13 protein-coding genes and 4 tRNA genes are annotated in these 21687 nt (G+C 46.2%); all 17 read left to right on the top strand.

The features are described from left to right. The first annotated feature begins 8 nt into the window (after positions 1-8). Positions 9-1796, top strand: a complete 1788-nt coding sequence (locus A3IE_RS0103155) for an autotransporter assembly complex protein TamA (RefSeq protein WP_020394132.1) — start codon at positions 9-11, stop codon at positions 1794-1796. After that, on the top strand, positions 1793-7021 hold the full coding sequence (locus A3IE_RS0103150) for a translocation/assembly module TamB domain-containing protein (RefSeq protein ID WP_026154752.1): 5229 nt from the start codon (positions 1793-1795) through the stop codon (positions 7019-7021). Before A3IE_RS0103155 ends, A3IE_RS0103150 begins: the two co-directional genes overlap by 4 nt. 73 nt (positions 7022-7094) lie before the next feature. Then, positions 7095-7179: transfer RNA gene (locus A3IE_RS0103145), tRNA-Tyr, on the top strand. Between the two features lie 47 nt (positions 7180-7226). Next, positions 7227-7300: transfer RNA gene (locus tag A3IE_RS0103140), tRNA-Gly, on the top strand. Positions 7301-7340: 40 nt separating this feature from the next. Beyond that, positions 7341-7416: transfer RNA gene (locus A3IE_RS0103135), tRNA-Thr, on the top strand. Between the two features lie 41 nt (positions 7417-7457). Further along, complete coding sequence (tuf, locus tag A3IE_RS0103130; RefSeq protein WP_020394130.1) at positions 7458-8648, top strand: elongation factor Tu; 1191 nt, start codon at positions 7458-7460, stop codon at positions 8646-8648. 52 nt (positions 8649-8700) lie between these two features. Continuing rightward, positions 8701-8776 (top strand) — tRNA-Trp (locus A3IE_RS0103125). 91 nt (positions 8777-8867) lie between these two features. Continuing rightward, positions 8868-9266 carry a preprotein translocase subunit SecE gene (secE, locus tag A3IE_RS0103120; RefSeq protein ID WP_020394129.1) on the top strand — a complete coding sequence of 133 codons (399 nt, stop codon included), beginning with the start codon at positions 8868-8870 and terminating at the stop codon, positions 9264-9266. A gap of 1 nt (position 9267) precedes the next feature. After that, the gene (nusG, locus tag A3IE_RS0103115) at positions 9268-9801 is read left to right on the top strand and encodes a transcription termination/antitermination protein NusG (RefSeq protein WP_020394128.1); all 534 of its coding nucleotides are present in this window, start codon (positions 9268-9270) and stop codon (positions 9799-9801) included. 52 nt (positions 9802-9853) lie between these two features. Further along, positions 9854-10285: a 50S ribosomal protein L11 gene (rplK, locus tag A3IE_RS0103110; RefSeq protein WP_020394127.1), complete on the top strand. Its 432-nt coding sequence runs from the start codon at positions 9854-9856 to the stop codon at positions 10283-10285. Beyond that, positions 10285-10980 carry a 50S ribosomal protein L1 gene (rplA, locus tag A3IE_RS0103105; protein WP_020394126.1) on the top strand — a complete coding sequence of 232 codons (696 nt, stop codon included), beginning with the start codon at positions 10285-10287 and terminating at the stop codon, positions 10978-10980. Before rplK ends, rplA begins: the two co-directional genes overlap by 1 nt. 260 nt (positions 10981-11240) lie before the next feature. After that, on the top strand, positions 11241-11759 hold the full coding sequence (rplJ, locus tag A3IE_RS0103100) for a 50S ribosomal protein L10 (RefSeq protein ID WP_020394125.1): 519 nt from the start codon (positions 11241-11243) through the stop codon (positions 11757-11759). Positions 11760-11786: 27 nt separating this feature from the next. After that, the gene (gene rplL / locus A3IE_RS0103095; protein WP_020394124.1) at positions 11787-12164 is read left to right on the top strand and encodes a 50S ribosomal protein L7/L12; all 378 of its coding nucleotides are present in this window, start codon (positions 11787-11789) and stop codon (positions 12162-12164) included. Positions 12165-12304: 140 nt separating this feature from the next. Beyond that, positions 12305-16384, top strand: a complete 4080-nt coding sequence (gene rpoB / locus A3IE_RS0103090; RefSeq protein ID WP_020394123.1) for a DNA-directed RNA polymerase subunit beta — start codon at positions 12305-12307, stop codon at positions 16382-16384. A gap of 29 nt (positions 16385-16413) precedes the next feature. Then, positions 16414-20616, top strand: a complete 4203-nt coding sequence (gene rpoC / locus A3IE_RS0103085) for a DNA-directed RNA polymerase subunit beta' (RefSeq protein WP_020394122.1) — start codon at positions 16414-16416, stop codon at positions 20614-20616. Between the two features lie 189 nt (positions 20617-20805). Next, a complete protein-coding gene (gene rpsL / locus A3IE_RS0103080; RefSeq protein WP_026154751.1) occupies positions 20806-21183 on the top strand; it encodes a 30S ribosomal protein S12 in 378 nt (125 codons plus the stop codon). Between the two features lie 19 nt (positions 21184-21202). Further along, positions 21203-21673: a 30S ribosomal protein S7 gene (gene rpsG / locus A3IE_RS0103075; RefSeq protein ID WP_020394120.1), complete on the top strand. Its 471-nt coding sequence runs from the start codon at positions 21203-21205 to the stop codon at positions 21671-21673. Positions 21674-21687 lie beyond the last annotated feature (14 nt).

Genomic DNA, 21687 nt, shown 5'->3' with positions numbered 1-21687 from the left:
GTGTCTCCATGGAGCTTAAGCGCGCGGTTTGGTGTTGTTTGGGTGGCTTGTTAAGTTTAAGTGTTTCTTCGAATGCAGCGGCGGCCTTTTTCTCGAAGAAAAAAGAGAATCAACAAGAAGCGGAGTCGCCCATCAAGGTCAATGTACAGGGCGCTTCAGACGAGCTTGCTGAAAACATTAAAGCCTATTTACCCTCGATGCGCGGCTTAAGTTGCAATTCGAGTGCTGATCGGATGCAACGTTTTGTTGATGCCTCGCAAGGTAAAATGGTCAAGGGTGTCGAGGCTATGGGCTATTTTTCAGCGAAGCTAGACATGCAGCCCGCTCAACAGTCAGGGTGTTGGGTATTGAATGTACAAGTTGATTCTGGCTTACCGGTGCTAGTCAAAGAGTCAAATATCAAATTGACGGGGGAAGGCAGCAAATTACCCTTATTCAGTAAGCTTGTGGCGGAAAATCCTTATGAGCCTAATGAAGTGTTGGTCTCACAGAAATACGAGGACTTAAAAACTAACTTATCACGTACTGCCAGTCGTTTAGGTTTTTTTGATGCGAACTTCGTGCAGCGTGAAATTAGGGTTGATCCCGATACGCGTGAAGCTGTCATTAATTTGCATTTTGAGACGGGTCAGCGTTATCAAGTTGGCGAAGTGAAGGTTACGCAAGATATTTTAGATGAGGAAAACCTAGCGCATTATCTGCGTGTGCACCAAGGTGAGCCTTATGATTCTGATGTACTACTCACCCAACAGCGTTTGCTAGAAAATAGCGGTTATTATAGTGACGTGCGTATTAATACGAATTACCGTGATGCAAAAGGTAATCAAGTTCCCCTAGAAATCAATGCGATTCGCAATAAACGTTATTCCTATACCGCGACCTTTGGTTATGCGACTGGCTCAGGCGCACGTTTAGAGGGTACGATGGAAACGCGCTGGTTGAATAGCAAAGGCCATAAGCTGGATACCGGTTTTCGTTTTTCGCAGAATGATAAAAATGTGCGGGCAACGTATAAAGTTCCGCTTTGGAAGCCGGAGCATGAATATGCTAGTGTCTCGGGTGGCTGGGCTACCAGTGACAATAAGGATATTCAAAGCGATAAGTTCAATTTAGAATTGAGCTATAACCGTCGTAATAAAGCCAACTGGCAACAAACAGCTTATGTTAATCTGCTGAATGAACGTACTAAGGTGGAGGGTGAGCCGGCCATTTCTTCCTTATTAACCTTGTTTGGTGCCCGTGTCAGTAAAACTGAATCGAACGATTCTTTATTCCCTACACAAGGGTGGCGTGCTCAGGCAGAAATTAAAGGCTCACATGATGCTTTGTTGAGTGATCTGACCATTTTGCAAGGGACAGCCAATCTTCGTTATTTAACGACTTTTGATAATGGTTCTAAGGTGATCGCTCAAGGTGGCATAGGAGCAAGTAAGGTTGATGACATCACGAATGTGCCTAAATCATTGCGCTTTTTCGCCGGTGGGCAAAATTCCGTGCGTGGCTATGATTTTGAGACCATTGGCACAACTGATGATAAAGGTTTAGTAGTTGGTGGCAGAAATACCTTAACCACCAGTTTAGAATATGAGTACCCTGTAGCGGAAAAGATAAGCGTGGCTGCCTTTGTGGATGCAGGCGATGCTTTTGATAGCTGGGGTAATGTTAATATGAAAGTGGGTGCTGGAGTAGGCGCTCGTTATAAATCCCCGATTGGGCCGATTCGGGTTGATTTTGCTGTGCCGAAGGATGATACAAGCGATGTACATTTCTATTTTAGTTTGGGACCTGATCTGTGAACAAGTGGTTCAGGTATCTGATTGTTCACCCGCTGATTGCGCTAGTCGTGGTGTTCTTGCTATTGGCAGGGGGGATAGTCGTTTTATCTGTGACACAAACGGGCAGCGGTCTCATTGTGCGAACCGCTGAGCGTGTGGTGCCCGGCTTAACGGTTGAGGGCGTACAAGGTAGTTTGCTAGATTCCATTCAAGCGCAAGGCTTTGTTTGGGAAGATAAAGACAAGGGCATTAAAGTCGCGGCCAATCAGGTCAATGTTAAAGCCAATATTGAAAAACGCTGGCCTGCGCATTTTACGGTCAAAAATCTCGAAATCGAGCAATTAACGATCAATCTGCCCCAAGGTAATGATGGGCCTTTGGTTATTCCCGATATTCATATCCCTAACTTGGCGGTGCAACAAGCTAAGGTTAAGGAGCTGATTATTGTGAAGCAGGATTTGACCTTACATTTCAAAGATGTACTCCTTAATGCTGTTCATGAAAATGGGACATTAAAGCTGAGTGAACTGTCAGGTGAGCTTGTGGATACGGGCGGCAATCTGAAGTTATCCTTTAATGGCGAAATGAAGCTTACTCAGCCCCATCCTTTTAGTTTAAGTGGTAGTGCTAAATCTATTAATGCAGGTATTGGCACGGGGGCATTAGCCCTAAATGCCAATGGCGAGTTGCCTCATTATCAAGTTGAGGTAAAGGGCGATTGGCAGTATCCGACTTATCCGCTCTATCAAATTCAAGCGAAGGGTAAAGGTGACTTTGATAAAATTGCCTTGGATAGTGTTAATTTATTGGGTGCAGCCGGCAATATTGATGCTAGTGGCACTTTAGCGTGGACTCCTACACTTGCGTGGGATATTCAGGCTAAAGGCCAAAATCTTAAACCTGAAATTTTTAGTCCCGAAGCTATCGGCTTACTTAATACAGAGCTAATCACTCAAGGTCGTTTAGAACCTTCTGGTCCCGTCGTTCATCTCCACATTACCGATGTATCAGGCCAAGTACATGACCATCCGATTAAGGCTAGTTTTGAAGGTGATTTAGCCAATCAAGCCTTGGTGGTAAAAGCTTTGGATGCCTTGATCGGTTCGAATCGTTTAAAAGCGACTGGCTCGGTGGAGCAGGATTTAAGTGTTAACTGGGAATTGGATGCGCCCAAGCTTGCAGAGTTAGCACCAGAACTAAAAGGACAGTTGGCAGGCAGAGGTAAGCTATCGGGTAAGATTGATGGCTCACAGTTTGCGCTGTCTATTACTGAGCTAACAGGTAAAGTTCAGAACTATCCTGTTCTGGCGCAAGGTGGATTAAGCCTTAAAGACAACGTGCTAAGTACACAGGCTTTGCAAGTCAATGTGGGCGATAACCGTATTCAATTGGATGGTGTTGCGGATGAAAGCCAAGGGATTAATTGGGTTTTAGAGGCGAAAAATCTTAGCCAATTGGCGCCGGAATTAAAAGGTAATTTGAAAGGCGCGGGCAATGCACAGGGTTTAATGGATGGCTCACGCTTAGCCTTACAAATAAAAGAGCTACAAGGCGCAGTGCAAGGTTATCCTATCAAAGCAACAGGGCAAGTGCGTTTAGCGGATAAATTACTGTCCACACAAGACCTGCAGGTGGATATTGGCGATAACCGTATACAACTCAACGGCGTGGCGGATGAAAAGCAGGGTATCAACTGGCAGCTTGATGCGAAGAATTTAAGTCAATTGCAAGCAGGTTTAACAGGCCATCTCAAAGGCTCTGGAAATGCGCAAGGTTTGCTGGATGGTTCACGTGTTGCTCTCAAAATTGAGCAATTAGAGGGAAAATTTAAAGGTCAAGCACTTAGCGGTACCGGTGAAGTGCGCCTACGCGACAAAGTTATTTCTGCCAAGCAACTGCAATTAAGTTTGGGCGATAATCGTATTCAATTAGATGGCGTGGCCGATGAAGCTAAAGGTTTAGACTGGAAGCTAGATGCTCGTAATTTAAGCCAAGTCAATCCTCAAGTGCGTGGCAAATTAGTGGGCACTGGGAATGCACAATTATTGTTGGATGGCTCACGGGTTAATTTAAAAATCGCCGAATTAGCGGGTAGTTTGCAGGGACGCAGCTTGTCAGCTCAGGGTGAGCTACGTTTGCGCGATCAGGTTATTAGCGCTAAAGACCTAAAGCTTAATGTGGGGAGTAATTTCGTACAGCTTAACGGTGTAGCAGATGAGGCGAAGGGTGTTGATTGGGTCATAGATGCGAAAAATCTGAGTGAGCTTACCCCACAGCTAAAAGGTAGCTTAAAAGGCTCGGGTAATGCACAAGGTTTAGTTGATGGCTCGCGTGGCGCTTTAAGGATTGATACTTTAAGTGGCAGTTTGCAAGGTCATGCGCTGTCAGCACAAGGTGAGCTGCGCTTGCGTGATCAATTGCTGAGTGCGAAAAATCTATTAGTGAATTTTGGTAGCAATACCCTGCAATTGAATGGGGTTGCCGATGAGGCTAAAGGCATTGATTGGGTGATCGATGCGAAGAATTTGAGTGAAATTGACCCTCAATTGCAAGGCAGTGTGAAAGGTTCTGGTAATGCACAAGGTGTCTTGGATGGTTCACGTGTTGCGCTGCGCATTAATGACTTAGCTGGGCAGGTGCAAGGTTATCCACTGGCCGCTACAGGGCAAGTAAAATTACGTGATAAACAAATTTCAGCCCAGAATTTGATCGTTGATGTGGGCCAGAATCGCATTCGCTTGAATGGTAATGCCGGTCAAACGGTAGGTGTAGATTGGGATGTTGATGCGCGTAATTTCACTCAACTCTATCCCTCTCTACGTGGCAGCCTACAAGGTAATGGTCGCTTTAATGGCACGATTGATGGGAAAAATTTTGAACTGGCTATTGCGCGTATAAATGGACAAATTGAGGGGCGGCCACTTAGTGCAACAGGGACGATTCAAGTAGCGGGTCAAAAAATTAATGTGCAAAACTTGTCAGTCATGGCAGGGGATAATCGTCTTGAGGCCAGTGGGCAAGCAAGCGAGCCTTTTAATTTAACGTGGCGCATTAATGCCCCGAATTTAGCTCAAGCTTGGCCAGGACTGGCAGGGAGTTTACAAGGTGAGGGTGTGGTGCGCGGCATTTTATCGCAACCTGATGTGCAAGGGCATTTGCAGGGGGCGAATCTAGCATACCAAGACTTGCGCTTAGGGAAGTTAGATGTACAAGCACGGCAAAATGCAGGGCAATATGATTTGCGTGGCACCGCCTCCAATCTGCAACAGGGTAGTAATCTATTAAATGCGCTGGATTTTGTAGTGCAGGGCAGCTTGCAAAATCATAGTTTGAACTTAGGTTTGACCCACAAAGAAGGTAAAGCGGATTTGCGCGCCACGGGCAGTCTGCAAGGGCAATTATGGCGTGGCTCATTACAGTCTTTGTCCTTGCGGGATACTCCAGCCGGTAATTGGCAGCTGACTAATCCCATTACTCTTAGCCTCTCGCCTAATACTTTCAATAGTTCCGAAGCGTGTTTAGCTAATCAGCAAAATGCACGTCTCTGCGCTAAAACCGATTGGTCAGCTCAAGCTGGATTGCAAGCGAATGGTAGTTTGCAGCAAGTGCCGCTAAATATGGCTAAGCCGTTTATACCATCTAACGTACAAGTGGCAGGTGTGGTCAATGGGACCTATCAAGTCAGCCAGCGGGGTGGGCGTTTAAGTGGACGTGCTGATCTACAATTCCCTGATAGCACAGTAACCTTAGGCAGTAATGGTCGCCTTGAAGTGCTGAATTACACCAATGCGCGTGCCAATGTGCAGCTAAATGACCAGACTGCCGTATTAGATGCGCAATTGGATATTGTTGGGCGAGGGCAGTTGCGTGCTAATGGCCGTATGAACTTGGCGCAGGGTAATCAGCCTGCTCGTGTCGATGGGCAACTGACCTTAAATATTCCCGATATTAAGTGGCTAGAACAATTATCGCCGCAAGTCGATGATTTAAAAGGGCAGATCACGGCTGATGTGCGTGTGAATGGTACGCTCAATAATCCACAGATTATGGGTCAGGCGAACTTGAAGGATGCTTCGTTGTATTTGCCTGAAACCGGTGCGCGTTTTGAGGCGGTTAATTTAGCGGTCGTACCACAAGGCAAGCGTCTAAACCTAAAAGGCTCTTTGCGTGCGGGTGATGGCTTACTTAATGCCACAGGTTTTTTGGATTTAGCACAGTTACCCAATTGGCAGGCGGATGTACGTTTACAAGGTAATCATTTATTGCTAATGAATACCTACGAGGTGCAAGCGCAGGCTTCTCCCGATTTGCGTATTCTCGCAACGCCTAAAGTAGTCGATATTACAGGTACAGTCAAAATTCCTGAAGGCAGCATCAATTTGCGCCAATTGCCCACCAATGCCAAAAAACGCTCAGACGACATCGTTATTGTGCGCAAAGGCCAGCCTATCGATGGAGAAGCGAAAGGTAAACTGGGTACAGGTGGATTAAATAGTAAGGATTCAGGGATTGAAATTCGACCTGAGGTCATTGTCGAATTAGGAGAAAAAGTGCGTCTCAATGCCTTTGGCTTGGATGCGCGTTTAGCAGGACGTATGCGCTTATTAATGAATAAGCAGGATATTGTCGGCGAAGGCTCTTTGAACGTCGTCGAGGGCGTTTATAACTCCTATGGTCAAGATTTGAAAATTGAACGTGGGCGCGTAATCTTTAATGGGCCTTTGGATAATCCGGGTCTGGATGTGCGGGCTACGCGTAAAATTGAAGACGAAAACTTGACCGTCGGTTTAACATTGGGGGGGACGATTCAACAGCCTGAATCGGTGTTATTCTCCAATCCCTCACAAAGTCAAAGCGATACCTTAAGCTATCTGGTAACAGGGCGTGCTTTGTCGGGAGTTTCCTCCGGAAATCAATCTGAGTTATTGATGAAAGCCGTTACAGCACTTGGCGTATCGGGTGGTGAGACCTTGGCTCAGGGCATTGGCAGTAAATTAGGTCTTGATGATGTTAATATAAAAGCGAATAATGGCGACTATAAGCAAAGTGAGTTGGCTTTAGGCAAGCGCTTAGGTCCTAAACTTTACGTCAAATACATGGTGGGCTTATTTGATTCTTTGCAAAAAGCAGCAGTAACTTATGAATTCAATAAACGCTTACGGTTGGAAGCTGCCAGTGGTGCTGAAGACCAAAGCTTTGACTTGATCTATAAAATAGATAGTAATAAAGGTCCATTTGGGAAGTAGTTTTTCGTAAAAAATCTTGTTTAAACCGTTGACTTTAGGTGGCGCTTAAATCAAAATGCACGCCTTTCCAGTCGGAGGGGTTCCCGAGCGGTCAAAGGGGACAGACTGTAAATTTGTTGGCTCTGCCTTCGAAGGTTCGAATCCTTCCCCCTCCACCATTCCTTGAATCGTGGCGTGCGCATAGCGCTAATTGCCTGAGGTTTAAGCGGGTGTAGTTCAATGGTAGAACCTCAGCCTTCCAAGCTGATGGTGTGGGTTCGATTCCCATCACCCGCTCCACTCGTATATATAAAAGGCTGGGTTTATTTAAAAAGTTTAAGCCCATATAGCTCAGGTGGTAGAGCGCATCCTTGGTAAGGATGAGGTCGGCAGTTCGACTCTGCCTATGGGCACCAGTTACTAAGTTAAGTTGAAGCATTAACGGGGTGTTAATCCAATGGCAAAAAGCAAATTTGAGCGTAATAAGCCGCACGTAAACGTAGGTACTATCGGTCACGTTGATCACGGCAAAACGACGCTCACAGCAGCACTGACTGTAGTGCAATCTCGTAAATTTGGCGGTGAAGCAAAAGCTTACGACCAAATTGACGCGGCTCCAGAAGAGAAAGCGCGTGGTATTACTATTTCAACTGCACACGTAGAATACGAGTCAGAAGCTCGTCACTATGCGCACGTTGACTGCCCAGGTCATGCTGACTATGTCAAGAACATGATTACGGGTGCTGCACAGATGGACGGCGCTATTCTGGTTTGCTCAGCTGCCGACGGCCCGATGCCACAAACGCGTGAACACATTCTATTGTCTCGTCAAGTAGGTGTTCCTTACATCGTTGTATTCATGAACAAATGTGACATGGTTGACGATGAAGAGTTGTTAGAATTAGTTGAAATGGAAATTCGTGAGCTGTTGTCTAGCTATGAATTCCCAGGCGATGACACACCAATTATTAAAGGCTCTGCCTTAAAAGCATTAGAAGGTGACCAATCACCTATTGGCGAACCAGCCATTGGTGAGTTGATTAAAGCACTGGATACTTATATTCCTGAACCAGAGCGTGCGATTGATGGTGCATTCTTAATGCCCGTTGAAGACGTATTCTCTATCTCTGGTCGTGGAACCGTTGTAACCGGTCGTATCGAACGTGGTGTAATCAAGGTTGGTGAGACGGTTGAGATTGTTGGTATTCGTGATACCCAAAGCACTACAGTAACTGGCGTTGAAATGTTCCGTAAGTTATTGGATCAAGGTCAAGCAGGCGACAACGTGGGTTTATTGTTACGTGGTACTAAGCGTGACGACGTTGAGCGTGGTCAAGTACTGTGCAAGCCAGGTACCATTAAGCCACACAATAAATTTGAAGCAGAAGTTTACGTTTTGTCAAAAGAAGAAGGTGGTCGCCATACTCCATTCTTTAATGGTTATCGTCCACAGTTCTACTTCCGTACTACTGACGTAACTGGTGCTTGTGAATTACCATCTGGTGTTGAAATGGTAATGCCAGGTGACAACGTAAAAATGACTATTACCTTAATCAATCCAATTGCGATGGAAGAAGGTTTGCGTTTTGCGATTCGTGAAGGCGGTCGTACAGTTGGCGCGGGCGTTGTAGCTAAGATTGTTGCTTAATCTATAAGCAATCTGCTTGGGAGTGAAATTCACTCCCATGGCATCGTTTTACAGGGCAATAGCTCAATTGGTAGAGTTACGGTTTCCAAAACCGTCGGTTGGGGGTTCGAGTCCCTCTTGCCCTGCCATCTCTTTGAGATGGTTTTGCACAAAAGCTACTTCTTCATTAATTCATTTTGTGCAAAGTCATTTCGGCTATGCAGGTTGTATCCAAATATTATGTCTTCAAAAGTCGATCAGCAGCAAGCAACACCCTCATCTAGCTTAGATACTATTAAATTAGTCATTGCAGTACTATTATTACTCGGTGGTATCGTTGGCTTTTATTTCTTTGAAACGTGGCAGGGTGAGCCAGTCTCCGTCTTTTTCCGAGTGCTGGGGCTCTTGGCTGTGGTTGGAATTGCTGGATTTATTGCCCTGCAAACCGCTAAAGGTGTCCAGCTTCTTGGATTCTTAAAAGACTCTCGCAACGAAGTCCGCAAAATGGTTTGGCCTACGCGTGCTGAAACCTTGCAAACTACCTTAATGGTTATGGTAATTGTTACCATCCTATCTATTTTCCTCTGGCTAGTTGATATGCTACTAGGTTGGGGTATTAAGACATTACTAGGGAGCTAACATGGCCAAGCGTTGGTATGTAGTCCAGGCCTTCTCTGGTTTTGAAGGGCAGGTTCAGCGCTCCCTCAAAGAGCGCGTTAAGCGCTTCGGGATGGAAGACCAATTCGGTGACATTCTGGTTCCTACCGAAGAAGTCGTTGAAATGCGTGAAGGTCAGAAGCGTCGTAGTGAGCGGAAATTCTTCCCGGGTTATGTATTAGTCGAGATGGAAATGAACGACGATACTTGGCACATGGTGAAAGATACCAATCGCGTATTAGGCTTCATTGGTGGCTCTAACGATAAACCAGCACCCATTACTCAAAAAGAAGTGGATAATATTTTACGCCGCGTTGAAGAGGGTGTGGATAAGCCACGTCCTAAAGTGTTATTTGATGCAGGCGAAGTAGTACGCGTTAATGATGGGCCATTTAAAGATTTTAATGGTGTTGTTGAAGAAGTTAATTACGAAAAAAGTCGTTTATTAGTCGCGGTACAAATCTTCGGGCGTTCAACACCGGTTGAGTTGGAATTCTATCAAGTCGAAAAGACCTGATTCTTTCACACGGGGAGCCGTAAGGCGTTTGCACCCATATAGGTAGTTTATCATGGCAAAAAAAGTTACGGGTTATATCAAGCTGCAAGTCGCAGCGGGTAAAGCTAATCCAAGTCCACCAGTTGGTCCTGCATTAGGCCAAAAAGGTGTGAATATTATGGAGTTTTGCAAAGCTTTCAACGCTGCTACACAAAGCATGGAAGTGGGATTGCCAATTCCTGTTGTTATTACTGTGTATAGTGATAAAAGTTTTACCTTCATCACTAAAACACCACCAGCCTCAGTCTTGTTGAAAAAGGCTTTAGGTCTAAAATCAGGTAGTAAGCGTCCTAACACTGAAAAAGTGGGTAAGGTAACACGCCAACAATTAGAAGATATCGCTAAAGCAAAAGAGCCAGATTTGAGTGCAGCCAGTTTAGAAGCTGCTGTTCGTACTATCGCAGGTACTGCGCGTAGTATGGGCTTAGACGTGGAGGGCGTATAATGGCTAAATTAACTAAGCGCCAAAAAGCTGTCAGTGAAAAATTAGATAGCACTAAATCTTACGGTATCAGCGAAGCTTTTGATTTATTGAAATCTTTGCCTGCTGCTAAATTCGTCGAAAGTGTTGACGTCTCTATTAATTTAGGTGTTGACCCCCGTAAATCAGACCAAGTTGTGCGTGGTTCTACCGTATTGCCAAATGGTAATGGGAAAACTGTGCGTGTGGCTGTTTTCACCCAAGGCCCGAATGCGGAAGCTGCTAAGGCGGCTGGTGCGGATATCGTGGGTATGGACGATTTAGCAGCGCAAATTAAAGGCGGCTTCATGGATTTTGACCGCGTTATCGCAAGCCCAGATGCGATGCGTGTGGTCGGCCAATTAGGTCAAATCTTAGGCCCACGCGGTTTAATGCCTAACCCAAAAGTGGGCACTGTAACCCCTAACGTGGCTGAAGCCGTAAAGAATGCTAAATCAGGTCAAGCCGTTTATCGTACTGATAAAGCAGGCATTATTCATTGCTCTATCGGCAATGTCAGTTTTGGTACAGATGCATTAGTACAGAACTTAACTGCTGTATTGACCGATCTTGTTAAGATTAAGCCATCAACCGCTAAGGGTATCTACATGAAGAGCATCGCGGTTTCTACCACGATGGGCCCTGGCATCAAGGTTGATCAAAACAGCTTGTCTTATTAATCCTTTTGGGCTTAAGCCCGAATCTCAGCTCACAAGGATGTGAGTTGCCGCAAGGCACATAGATATACAAGGTTGTATGTCGTCAAAGACCGCAGGCGTCTTAAGAGACTTAATGGTTCTGCATGATTCATGTAGAGAACCTGCGCAGATGGCGTTTCCCGAGTCAGTAACTGGTTTGGGGCGCTGTTTCCTTCTTAAGTTAGCAAGCTAACTTGGGATTGATAAATGGTGGTTCATCCGCCAAACCAGGAGTAGATAACGTGGCATTAACACTAGAAGAGAAAAAAGAGATTGTCTCTGAAGTGGCCGCTGTTGCTGCAAGTGCTCATTCTGCGGTTGCTGCAGAGTACCGTGGATTGACAGTGGCACAACTCACCACACTGCGTAAAAACGCACGTAAAGGTGGGGTGTATCTGCGTGTAGTGAAGAATAATCTGGCACGTATTGCCGTTAAAGGTACTGCTTTCGAGTGTATCGAAGACGGTTTGACCGGTCCGTTAGTATTGGCGTTTTCGCAAGAAGACCCCGGTTCTGCGGCGCGCTTGATTAAAGACTTCCTTAAAGACAAAGCCAACGACAAGTTGGAAGTAAAGTTCGTTGCAATTGACGGAAAAATGCTTCCTGCTGCGGAATTGGATCGTCTGGCGAAATTGCCAACTCGCTCACAAGCAATCGCTACTTTGGCGGCTGCAATTCGTGCGCCTCTTGACAAATTCGCTCGCACACTTGCTGCAGTGCGTGACCAAAAAGCTGAAGCCGCTGGCGTTAGCGTAGAGTAATTACTGACTAAGGTTTTGGAGATTCAAATGGCCTGTACAAAAGATGATATGTTGGATGCAATTGCCAACATGACTGTAACTGAAATCGTTGATTTGATTTCAGCCATCGAAGAAAAATTTGGCGTCACTGCGGCGGTTGCAGTTGCTGCTGGTCCTGTGGGTGGTGGTGAAGCGGCTGCTCCTGTCGAAGAGCAAACTGAATTCAACGTCGTGATGACTAGCTTCGGTGAGAAGAAGATCGACGTTATTAAGGTTATCCGCGCTATTACAGGTCTTGGCTTGAAAGAAGCCAAAGACATGGTAGAAGGTGTACCTTCAGTCGTTAAAGAAGCGGCTTCTAAAGAAGATGCTGCGAAGATTAAGAAAGACTTGGAAGACGTGGGCGCGAAGGTCGAACTCAAGTAATCTTGGGATTAGGATGCGCTTAGTATACTTCTAAGAGTTGCAAAAGAATAAGGCTGGCAGTGTTTAGGCACTGTCGGCCTTTTGTCGCTTGTCAGACATTAAACGACAAAGCAGTTTTTGATTCCAGTTGAGGAAGCACAATGGGACTAAGTTACACTGAGAAAAAACGAATTCGCAAAGATTTTGGCAAACGCGAGCAAATTTTGGAAGTGCCCGATCTGTTAACCATCCAGCTGGAGTCCTACAGGCAATTCCTGCAATTGGAAAAGTTGGTGAAAGATCGTTCTGCAACTGGCCTACACGCAGCGTTTTCATCAGTTTTCCCTATTATTAGTTATAATAACTATGTTTCGCTAGAATATGTCGATTATCGGTTGGCTGATCCGGTATTCGATGTCTACGAATGTCAATTACGTGGATTGACCTATGCGGCTTCCTTACGCGTGAAATTACGTCTCGTGATTCATGATAAAGAAGCGCCAGTGGATGCAAAAGTCGTTAAGTCGATTAAAGAGCAAGATGTCTACCTCGGTGAACTGCCTTTAATGACCGACAAGGGTACCTTTATTATTAATGGTACTGAGCGTGTTATCGTTTCTCAGTTGCACCGTTCGCCGGGCGTATTCTTCGAGCACGATAAAGGCAAATCTAATACCGCAGGTAAGTTGCTACATAGCGCAAGAATTATTCCTTATCGTGGTTCATGGTTAGATTTTGAATTTGACCCGAAAGACAGCATTTATGTGCGTATCGACCGTCGTCGTAAATTGGCTTCGACGATTCTGTTACGCGCTTTAGGAATGGATAACGAACAAATTCTAGATTATTTCTTTGAAACCGTTCGTGTTTATCTGTTCGATAAAGGCGTTGAAATTGATTTAGTGCCTGAGCGTTTACGCGGCGAATTAGCCTCATTTGACATCCTGCTAGACGGCAAGCCTTTGGTAGAAATCGGGCGTCGTATTACCGCCAAGCATATTAAGCAACTGGAAAAAAGTGGCGTCAGTAAGTTGACCGTTCCAGAGGATTATATGTATGGCAAAGTGTTAGCGAAAAACATCATCGATACCGCTACCGGCGAAGTGATTGCTGAAGCGAATGCCGAATTGACGGAAGATTTAATCAATAAGCTACGCGATAATGGCGTTAAGCATTTTGATATTCTATATACCAACGAATTGGATCGCGGCCCATTCATTTCCAATACGCTAAATATTGATCCAACCCGTAGCAAGTTAGAAGCGCAAATCGAAATTTATCGCATGATGCGCCCCGGTGAGCCACCTACAAAAGAGTCCGCCGAAGGTTTGTTTAATAACCTATTTTTCACTGATGACCGTTATGATTTATCAGCCGTAGGTCGGATGAAGTTCAATCGTCGTTTAGGTCGTGAAGAGTCGACTGGTAGCGGTGTTTTGGATCAGGAAGATATTTTAGCGGTTCTGAAAAAGCTGATTGATATTCGTGATGGTCGTGACGATGTAGACGATATTGACCACTTGGGTAATCGTCGTATTCGTAGCGTGGGTGAAATGGCAGAAAATGCCTTCCGCGTCGGCTTAGTGCGGGTTGAACGTGCGGTTAAAGAACGTTTAACCATGGCGGAAAGCGAAGGCTTAATGCCACAAGAGTTGGTGAATTCAAAACCGGTATCCGCAGCGATCAAAGAATTCTTTGGTTCAAGTCAACTATCTCAGTTCATGGATCAAAATAATCCATTATCTGAAGTCACGCATAAGCGTCGTATTTCTGCCTTAGGCCCAGGTGGTTTGACGCGTGAACGTGCAGGCTTCGAGGTGCGCGACGTACATCCCACCCACTATGGTCGTGTGTGCCCGATTGAAACGCCGGAAGGTCCAAACATCGGTTTGATTAACTCTTTGTCGGTGTATGCGCGTACGAACGAATATGGTTTCTTGGAGACGCCTTATCGTCGTGTCGTTGATGGCAAAGTGACCCGTGAGATTGATTATTTATCAGCCATTGAGGAATCGCAGTTTGTTATCGCCCAGGCGAACGCTGATTTAGATGAAAATGGTGCATTCTTAGATGAATTCGTGAATTGTCGTTATCGTAATGAATTCACGACGATGACGTCTGATCGTATGCAATATATGGACGTTTCGCCGAAACAGATCGTATCGGTGGCGGCCTCTTTGATTCCATTCTTGGAGCACGATGACGCGAACCGTGCTTTGATGGGTTCAAACATGCAACGTCAGGCAGTGCCTTGTTTACGTGCCGAAACCCCACTATCAGGTACCGGTATGGAACGTGCGGTTGCGGTTGACTCAGGTTCAACGGTAGCAGCGCGTCGTGGTGGTGTCATTGATTCGGTGGATGCTGGTCGTATTGTGGTTCGTGTCAATGATGCAGAAGCGAATCAGCAACGCGGTGGTGTTGATATTTACAACTTGATCAAATACACGCGCTCCAACCAAAACACCTGTATAAACCAACGCCCGATCGTCAAAGTCGGCGATGTGGTAGCACGGGGTGACGTATTAGCCGATGGTTCTTCCACTGACTTAGGTGAATTGGCCTTAGGTCAGAATATGTTCATTGCCTTTATGCCATGGAATGGTTACAACTTCGAAGACTCGATTTTGTTATCCGAGCGCGTGGTCGATGAGGATCGTTATACCACGATTCACATTGAGGAAATGTCCTGTTTAGCACGTGATACGAAGTTAGGCCCTGAAGAAATCACCGCCGATATTCCAAACGTTAGTGAAAGTTTATTAGCCAAGCTAGACGAGTCCGGCATTATCCACGTCGGCGCCGAAGTAAAGCCCAATGACATTCTGGTTGGCAAGGTGACACCAAAAGGTGAGAGCCAATTAACACCAGAAGATAAATTATTGCGGGCGATTTTCGGTGAAAAAGCCTCTGACGTTAAAGACAGTTCCTTACGCGTACCAACAGGTATGACTGGCACAGTTATTAGCGTGCGAGTCTTCACGCGCGATGGTGTTGAGCGTGATGCGCGTGCCTTAGCGATTCAAGAAGAAGACCTGAAGCAAGTACGTAAAGACTTGTTGGATGAGTTGCGTATCTATGAATCAGACGTATTTGCACGTGTGGCCAAGTTAGTTGTGGGTCAAGTTGCCGATGGTGGATTGAGACTAAAAGCTGGCACGAAAGTGACGCAAGAGCACTTGGATGCGGCACAACGTCATGAGTGGTTGGGTTTACGCTTACAAGATGAGCAGTTAAATGCACAATTGGAAGCTTTAAGTACTCAGCTAACGGACAAGAAAAAGGAATACGAAATCCGCTTACAGAAACAGCGTGATAAGTTGACCGCGGGCGATGATTTGGCGCCGGGTGTGATGAAAATGGTCAAAGTGTATGTGGCCGTAAAACGCCGTATGCAGCCCGGTGATAAGATGGCAGGTCGTCACGGTAACAAGGGTGTGGTTTCACGCATTGTTCCGGTTGAAGATATGCCTTACTTAGAAAATGGCCAAACGGTTGACATCGTTCTGAATCCGTTAGGGGTTCCATCGCGGATGAACGTGGGTCAGGTACTTGAAACCCATCTCGGTTGGGCGGCCAAGGGGTTGGGTCAAAAAATTGGGCGCATGATCGATTCGAAAGCCAAAGTGGATGAGGTGCGTAAGTTTTTAACTGAAATTTACACCACGGGTGGAAACCCGCGCCAAGGCGATTTGTCCGAAATGAATGATCAAGAAATCATGGAAATGGCGGGCAATTTGCGTAAAGGCGTGCCCATGGCAACGCAAGTTTTCGATGGTGCGGATGAAGCCGAAATCAAGGCAATGTTGCGGTTAGCGGATCTGCCAGAAAGCGGTCAGACCATTCTATACGACGGTCGTACTGGTGATGCCTTCGAGCGTCCTGTGACGGTTGGCTACATGCATATGCTGAAATTGAACCACTTGGTCGATGACAAGATGCACGCGCGCTCAACCGGACCCTATAGCTTAGTCACCCAACAGCCTTTAGGTGGTAAAGCACAGTTTGGTGGTCAACGCTTCGGTGAGATGGAAGTCTGGGCACTAGAAGCTTATGGTGCTGCCTATACCTTGCAAGAAATGCTCACGGTGAAGTCTGACGATGTGAATGGTCGTAACAAGATGTATAAAAACATCGTGGATGGCGATCACACCATGGATGCCAGTATGCCAGAGTCGTTTAACGTCTTAATGAAGGAAATCCGTTCTTTAGGTTTGAACATTGAACTTGAAAGCGAATAACTTGACCGATTAGCAGGCGGAATAGATAGATGAAAGATTTACTTAACCTATACAAGCAGCAGCAGGAAAACAAAGAATTTGATGGTATTCGGATTGGCCTTGCCTCACCCGAAATCATCCGTTCTTGGTCCTACGGTGAAGTTAAAAAGCCTGAAACCATTAACTACCGCACCTTCAAACCAGAACGTGACGGCTTGTTCTGTGCCAAAATCTTTGGCCCCGTGAAAGACTATGAATGCTTATGCGGTAAATATAAGCGCTTAAAACATCGCGGCGTAGTCTGCGAAAAATGCGGTGTTGAAGTAACGCAAACTAAAGTGCGTCGTGAGCGTATGGGGCATATTGATTTAGCCAGCCCTGTGGCGCACATTTGGTTCTTGAAGTCATTACCTTCCCGTATCGGCTTAATGCTGGATATGACTTTGCGTGATATTGAGCGCATTCTGTACTTCGAAATCTTCGTGGTGACCGAGCCAGGCATGACCACACTGGAGCGCGGTACTTTATTGTCTGACGAAGCTTATTTGGAAGCGGTGGAAGAGTTCGGTGATGAATTCGAAGCCAAAATGGGCGCTGAAGCGATTCATGATTTATTAGCAGGCATCGACTTGAAAGAAGAAATCAAGAAGATGCGCGAAGAAATCGGTGAAACCGGTTCTGAGACTAAATTGAAGCGCTTAGGTAAGCGTTTGAAAGTTATGGAGTCCTTCACTACTTCCGGCAATAAACCAGAGTGGATGATCCTGAATGTTTTACCAGTATTACCACCGGATTTACGTCCTTTAGTGCCTTTGGATGGCGGTCGTTTTGCGACTTCAGATTTGAACGACTTGTATCGTCGCGTTATTAACCGTAATAACCGTTTGAAGCGCTTATTAGAGTTGAATGCGCCAGACATTATCGTGCGCAATGAAAAGCGTATGCTACAAGAAGCGGTTGACGCATTACTCGATAATGGTCGTCGTGGTCGTGCGATTACCGGTTCTAATAAACGTCCATTGAAATCTTTGTCCGATATGATCAAAGGGAAACAAGGTCGTTTCCGTCAGAACTTATTAGGTAAGCGTGTCGACTATTCTGGTCGTTCGGTGATTGTGGTCGGCCCTACACTGCGCTTACATCAGTGCGGTTTGCCTAAGAAAATGGCCTTGGAATTATTCAAACCCTTTATCTTCGGTAAGTTACAGCGTCGTGGTTTAGCCACCACGATCAAAGCTGCTAAGAAGTTAGTGGAACGCGAAACCGCCGAAGTGTGGGATATCCTCGCAGAGGTGATTCGTGAGCATCCGGTATTATTGAACCGCGCACCAACACTACACCGTTTGGGTATTCAAGCGTTTGAACCAGTATTGATCGAAGGTAAGGCGATTCAATTACATCCTCTGGTGTGTGCGGCATTCAATGCGGACTTCGACGGTGACCAGATGGCGGTACACGTACCGTTATCCTTGGAAGCACAGCTTGAAGCGCGCAGCCTCATGATGTCTACCAATAACGTGTTATCGCCTGCTAACGGTGATCCCATTATCGTACCGTCACAAGACATCGTCTTGGGTTTGTACTACATGAGCCGCGAGCTGATTGGTGCAAAAGGTGAGGGGATGGTTTTTGCCGATCCTCAAGAAGCACAACGTGCTTATGAGACTGGCAATGCTTCTTTGCATGCGAAAGTCAAAGTACGTATTACCGACTACATCAAAAATGATGACGGTAAAATGCAAAGCCGTACTCGCTTAATTGATACCACTGTGGGTCGTTCTATTTTAACGACGATTATGCCAAAGGGCTTGCCATTCGATATCTTCAATAATGTATTGAAGAAAAAAGCCATTTCGCGCCTCTTGGATGAGGCGTATCGTCATGTGGGTATGAAAGAAGCGGTTATCTTCGCCGACCAGTTGATGTATACCGGTTATCGCTATGCCACCCGTTCGGGTATGTCGTTCTGTGCGGATGACATGATTATTCCTGAGAAGAAAGCTGACTTGTTGGCAGAAGCGGATGCCGACGTTAAAGCGATTGAATACCAATTTGCTAGTGGTTTAGTGACTCAAGGCGAGCGCTATAACAAAGTGGTCGATATCTGGGCGCGTACCAATGAAAAAGTCGCGAAAGCGATGATGGAAAAAATTGGTAAGCAGGAAGTGACTGACGCTGAAGGCAAAAAGGTTATCCAAGACTCCTTCAACTCGATCTATATGATGGCCGACTCAGGGGCGCGGGGTTCTGCGGCTCAGATTCGTCAGTTAGCAGGTATGCGTGGTCTGATGGCAAAACCCGATGGTTCTATCATCGAAACCCCGATCACTTCTAACTTCCGTGAAGGTTTGACCGTATTACAATACTTCATCTCCACTCACGGTGCGCGTAAAGGTTTGGCGGATACCGCGCTCAAGACAGCGAACTCCGGTTACTTGACACGTCGTTTAGTCGACGTGGCGCAAGACATGGCGGTCATTATGGATGACTGTGGTACTGAGAAAGGCATGTTAATGCGTCCTATCATCGAAGGTGGTGACGTTGTTGAAGGTTTAGCAGAGCGCGTCTTAGGCCGTGTCGTAGCACAGGATGTCGTGCGTAATGACGAAGTGGTCTTGCCTGCAGGCACATTAATTGATGAAGCTTGGGTTGATGAAATTGATCGCCTTGGTATTGATGAGATTCTGGTGCGTTCAGCGATTACCTGTGAATCACGTTATGGGGTATGCCGTCAGTGTTATGGTCGTGATCTTGCACGCGGTATCCTTGTGGGTAAAGGTGAGTCAGTCGGTGTTATCGCAGCGCAATCTATCGGTGAACCTGGTACACAGTTAACCATGCGGACGTTCCACATCGGTGGTGCAGCGAGCCGAGCGGCAGCAGAAAGTGGTATTGCGGTTAAATCACCAGGTCGCGTGAACTTAATTAATATTAAGACTGTAACCAATAAGTCGGGTGAGCTGATTGCGGTTTCACGTTCTGGTGAAGTAGGTATCGTGGATGATACCGGTCGCGATAAAGAACGCTATAAACTGCCTTATGGTGCGACCTTGCGTGTGGCGAATGGTGATCGTGTTACAGCCGGTCAAGTGGTTGCACAATGGGATCCGCATACGCATCCTATTATTTCGGAAGTATCCGGTCGCGTCGAATTTATCGACTTCAATGATAACGGTACGGTGCAGACCAAGGTTGATGAAATCACTGGTCTTTCATCTGTCGAGGTTATGGATCCGAAGATGCGCCCTAGTGCAGGTCGCGACTTGCGCCCCACCTTGCGTTTATTAGATGAGCGTGGCGATAGTATTTACTTCGAAGGGACTAAAATTCCGGTGCAATACCCATTGCCCGCAGGTGCGATTGTTACCATTACCAATGGTGCAAACGTAGAAGTCGGCGAGGTGTTAGCACGCTTGCCACAAGCTTCTTCTAAGACCCGTGATATTACGGGTGGTTTGCCACGGGTTGCCGACTTATTCGAAGCGCGTCGTCCAAAAGATGGTGCAATTTTGGCTGAGAAGACCGGTACGATCTCCTTTGGTAAGGAAACGAAAGGTAAGCAACGGATTATCATCACCGATGAAGATGGCGATCAATACGAAGAGTTGATTCCAAAATGGCGTAGCCTTGACGTATTCGAGGGTGAAAAGGTGGCGCGTGGTGAGATCATCGCAGAAGGTGAACCAAATCCACATGACATTTTACGTTTACGGGGTGCAACCGCGTTGGCGGAGTACTTGGTAAAAGAAATCCAAGACGTTTACCGTCTACAAGGTGTTGGCATCAACGATAAGCATATTGAAGTTATCGTGCGTCAGATGATGCGTAAAGTCGATGTGATCGATCCAGGTGATAGCCAATTCCTGCGTGGCGAACAAACAGACTACTGGCGTGTCGTTGAGACGAATAAGAAGCTCATGGAAGAGGGTAAGTTACCGATTAAGTATGATCGTGTATTAATGGGTATTACCAAGGCCTCATTAGTGACTGATTCGTTTGTATCGGCTGCCTCGTTCCAAGAAACCACACGTGTCTTAACGGATGCAGCAGTGCGTGGTGCGCGTGATGAGTTACGGGGTCTGAAAGAAAACGTTATCGTTGGTCGTCTGATTCCAGCCGGTACTGGCTTGGCCTATCACGAAAGTCGTCGCCGCCAACGCGATCCGTTAGCGGAGGATGCGTTTTCCAGTGCGAATAGAACCATGAGTTCTAGCCTGAGTGATGCGGAAGACGAATACGAGATGGAAGACTAGAGCTACACAAGCTGTGATATATCGCAATATATCGCAGCTAACACAATGAAATTGGTAAACATTGCTTGACAGATACTAGGGTCTTCCCTAGAATCTTGCGACCTTAAGCAGACCGTTTGCACGGTCTGTTGTTTTTATGGGGTATCGCAAACTAAGCATATCCTCATGTGGTTAGGAGAAGTTTTTTTAATGGCAACGATTAATCAGTTGGTGCGCAAGCCGCGCAAAAGTAAAGTTGATAAAAGCAACGTGCCCGCACTTGAGGCTTGCCCCCAACGTCGTGGCGTGTGTACACGTGTTTATACAACAACCCCTAAGAAGCCTAACTCGGCTTTGCGTAAAGTAGCACGTGTGCGTTTAACCAATGGCTTTGAGGTCGCAAGCTATATCGGCGGCGAAGGTCATAACCTCCAAGAGCACTCCGTTGTTCTGATTCGTGGTGGTCGTGTTAAGGATTTGCCCGGTGTTCGTTATCATACCGTTCGCGGAAGCCTTGATACCCAAGGTGTAAAAGACCGTAAACAAGCTCGCTCCAAGTATGGCGCGAAGCGTCCGAAAAAGAAGTAATTGAGGCGAGATAAGTAGTATGCCACGCAGAAGAGAAGTTCCCAAACGCGAAGTCCTGCCAGATCCTAAGTTCGGAAGTGAGCTATTAAGTAAGTTCATGAACGCCGTTATGAAAGACGGCAAGAAAGCAGTCGCTGAAAAAATTATTTATGGCGCACTCGATGAAATCGCCCAGAAAAAGGGTGGCGATGGAATGAATGTATTGAGTGATGCATTAGATAATGCTCGTCCAGCCGTTGAAGTAAAAGCACGCCGTGTGGGCGGTGCCACTTACCAAGTGCCGGTTGAAGTTCGTGCCTCACGTCAAAATGCTTTGGCGATGCGCTGGTTGATTGATGCTGCACGTAAGCGCGGTGAGAAATCAATGGCGCGTAAGTTAGCTGGCGAATTAATGGATGCAGCTGAAAAGCGCGGCTCTGCGGTGAAAAAGCGTGAAGATACGCACCGTATGGCTGAAGCCAATAAAGCTTTCGCTCATTTCCGCTGGTAATTTCTAGCAGGATT

Origin of the sequence: Thiolinea disciformis DSM 14473, assembly GCF_000371925.1 — a bacterium.
Lineage (GTDB): Bacteria > Pseudomonadota > Gammaproteobacteria > Thiotrichales > Thiotrichaceae > Thiolinea > Thiolinea disciformis.
Note: the sequence above shows the minus strand (reverse complement) of the source record. Positions and strands in the feature narration are given on the sequence as shown.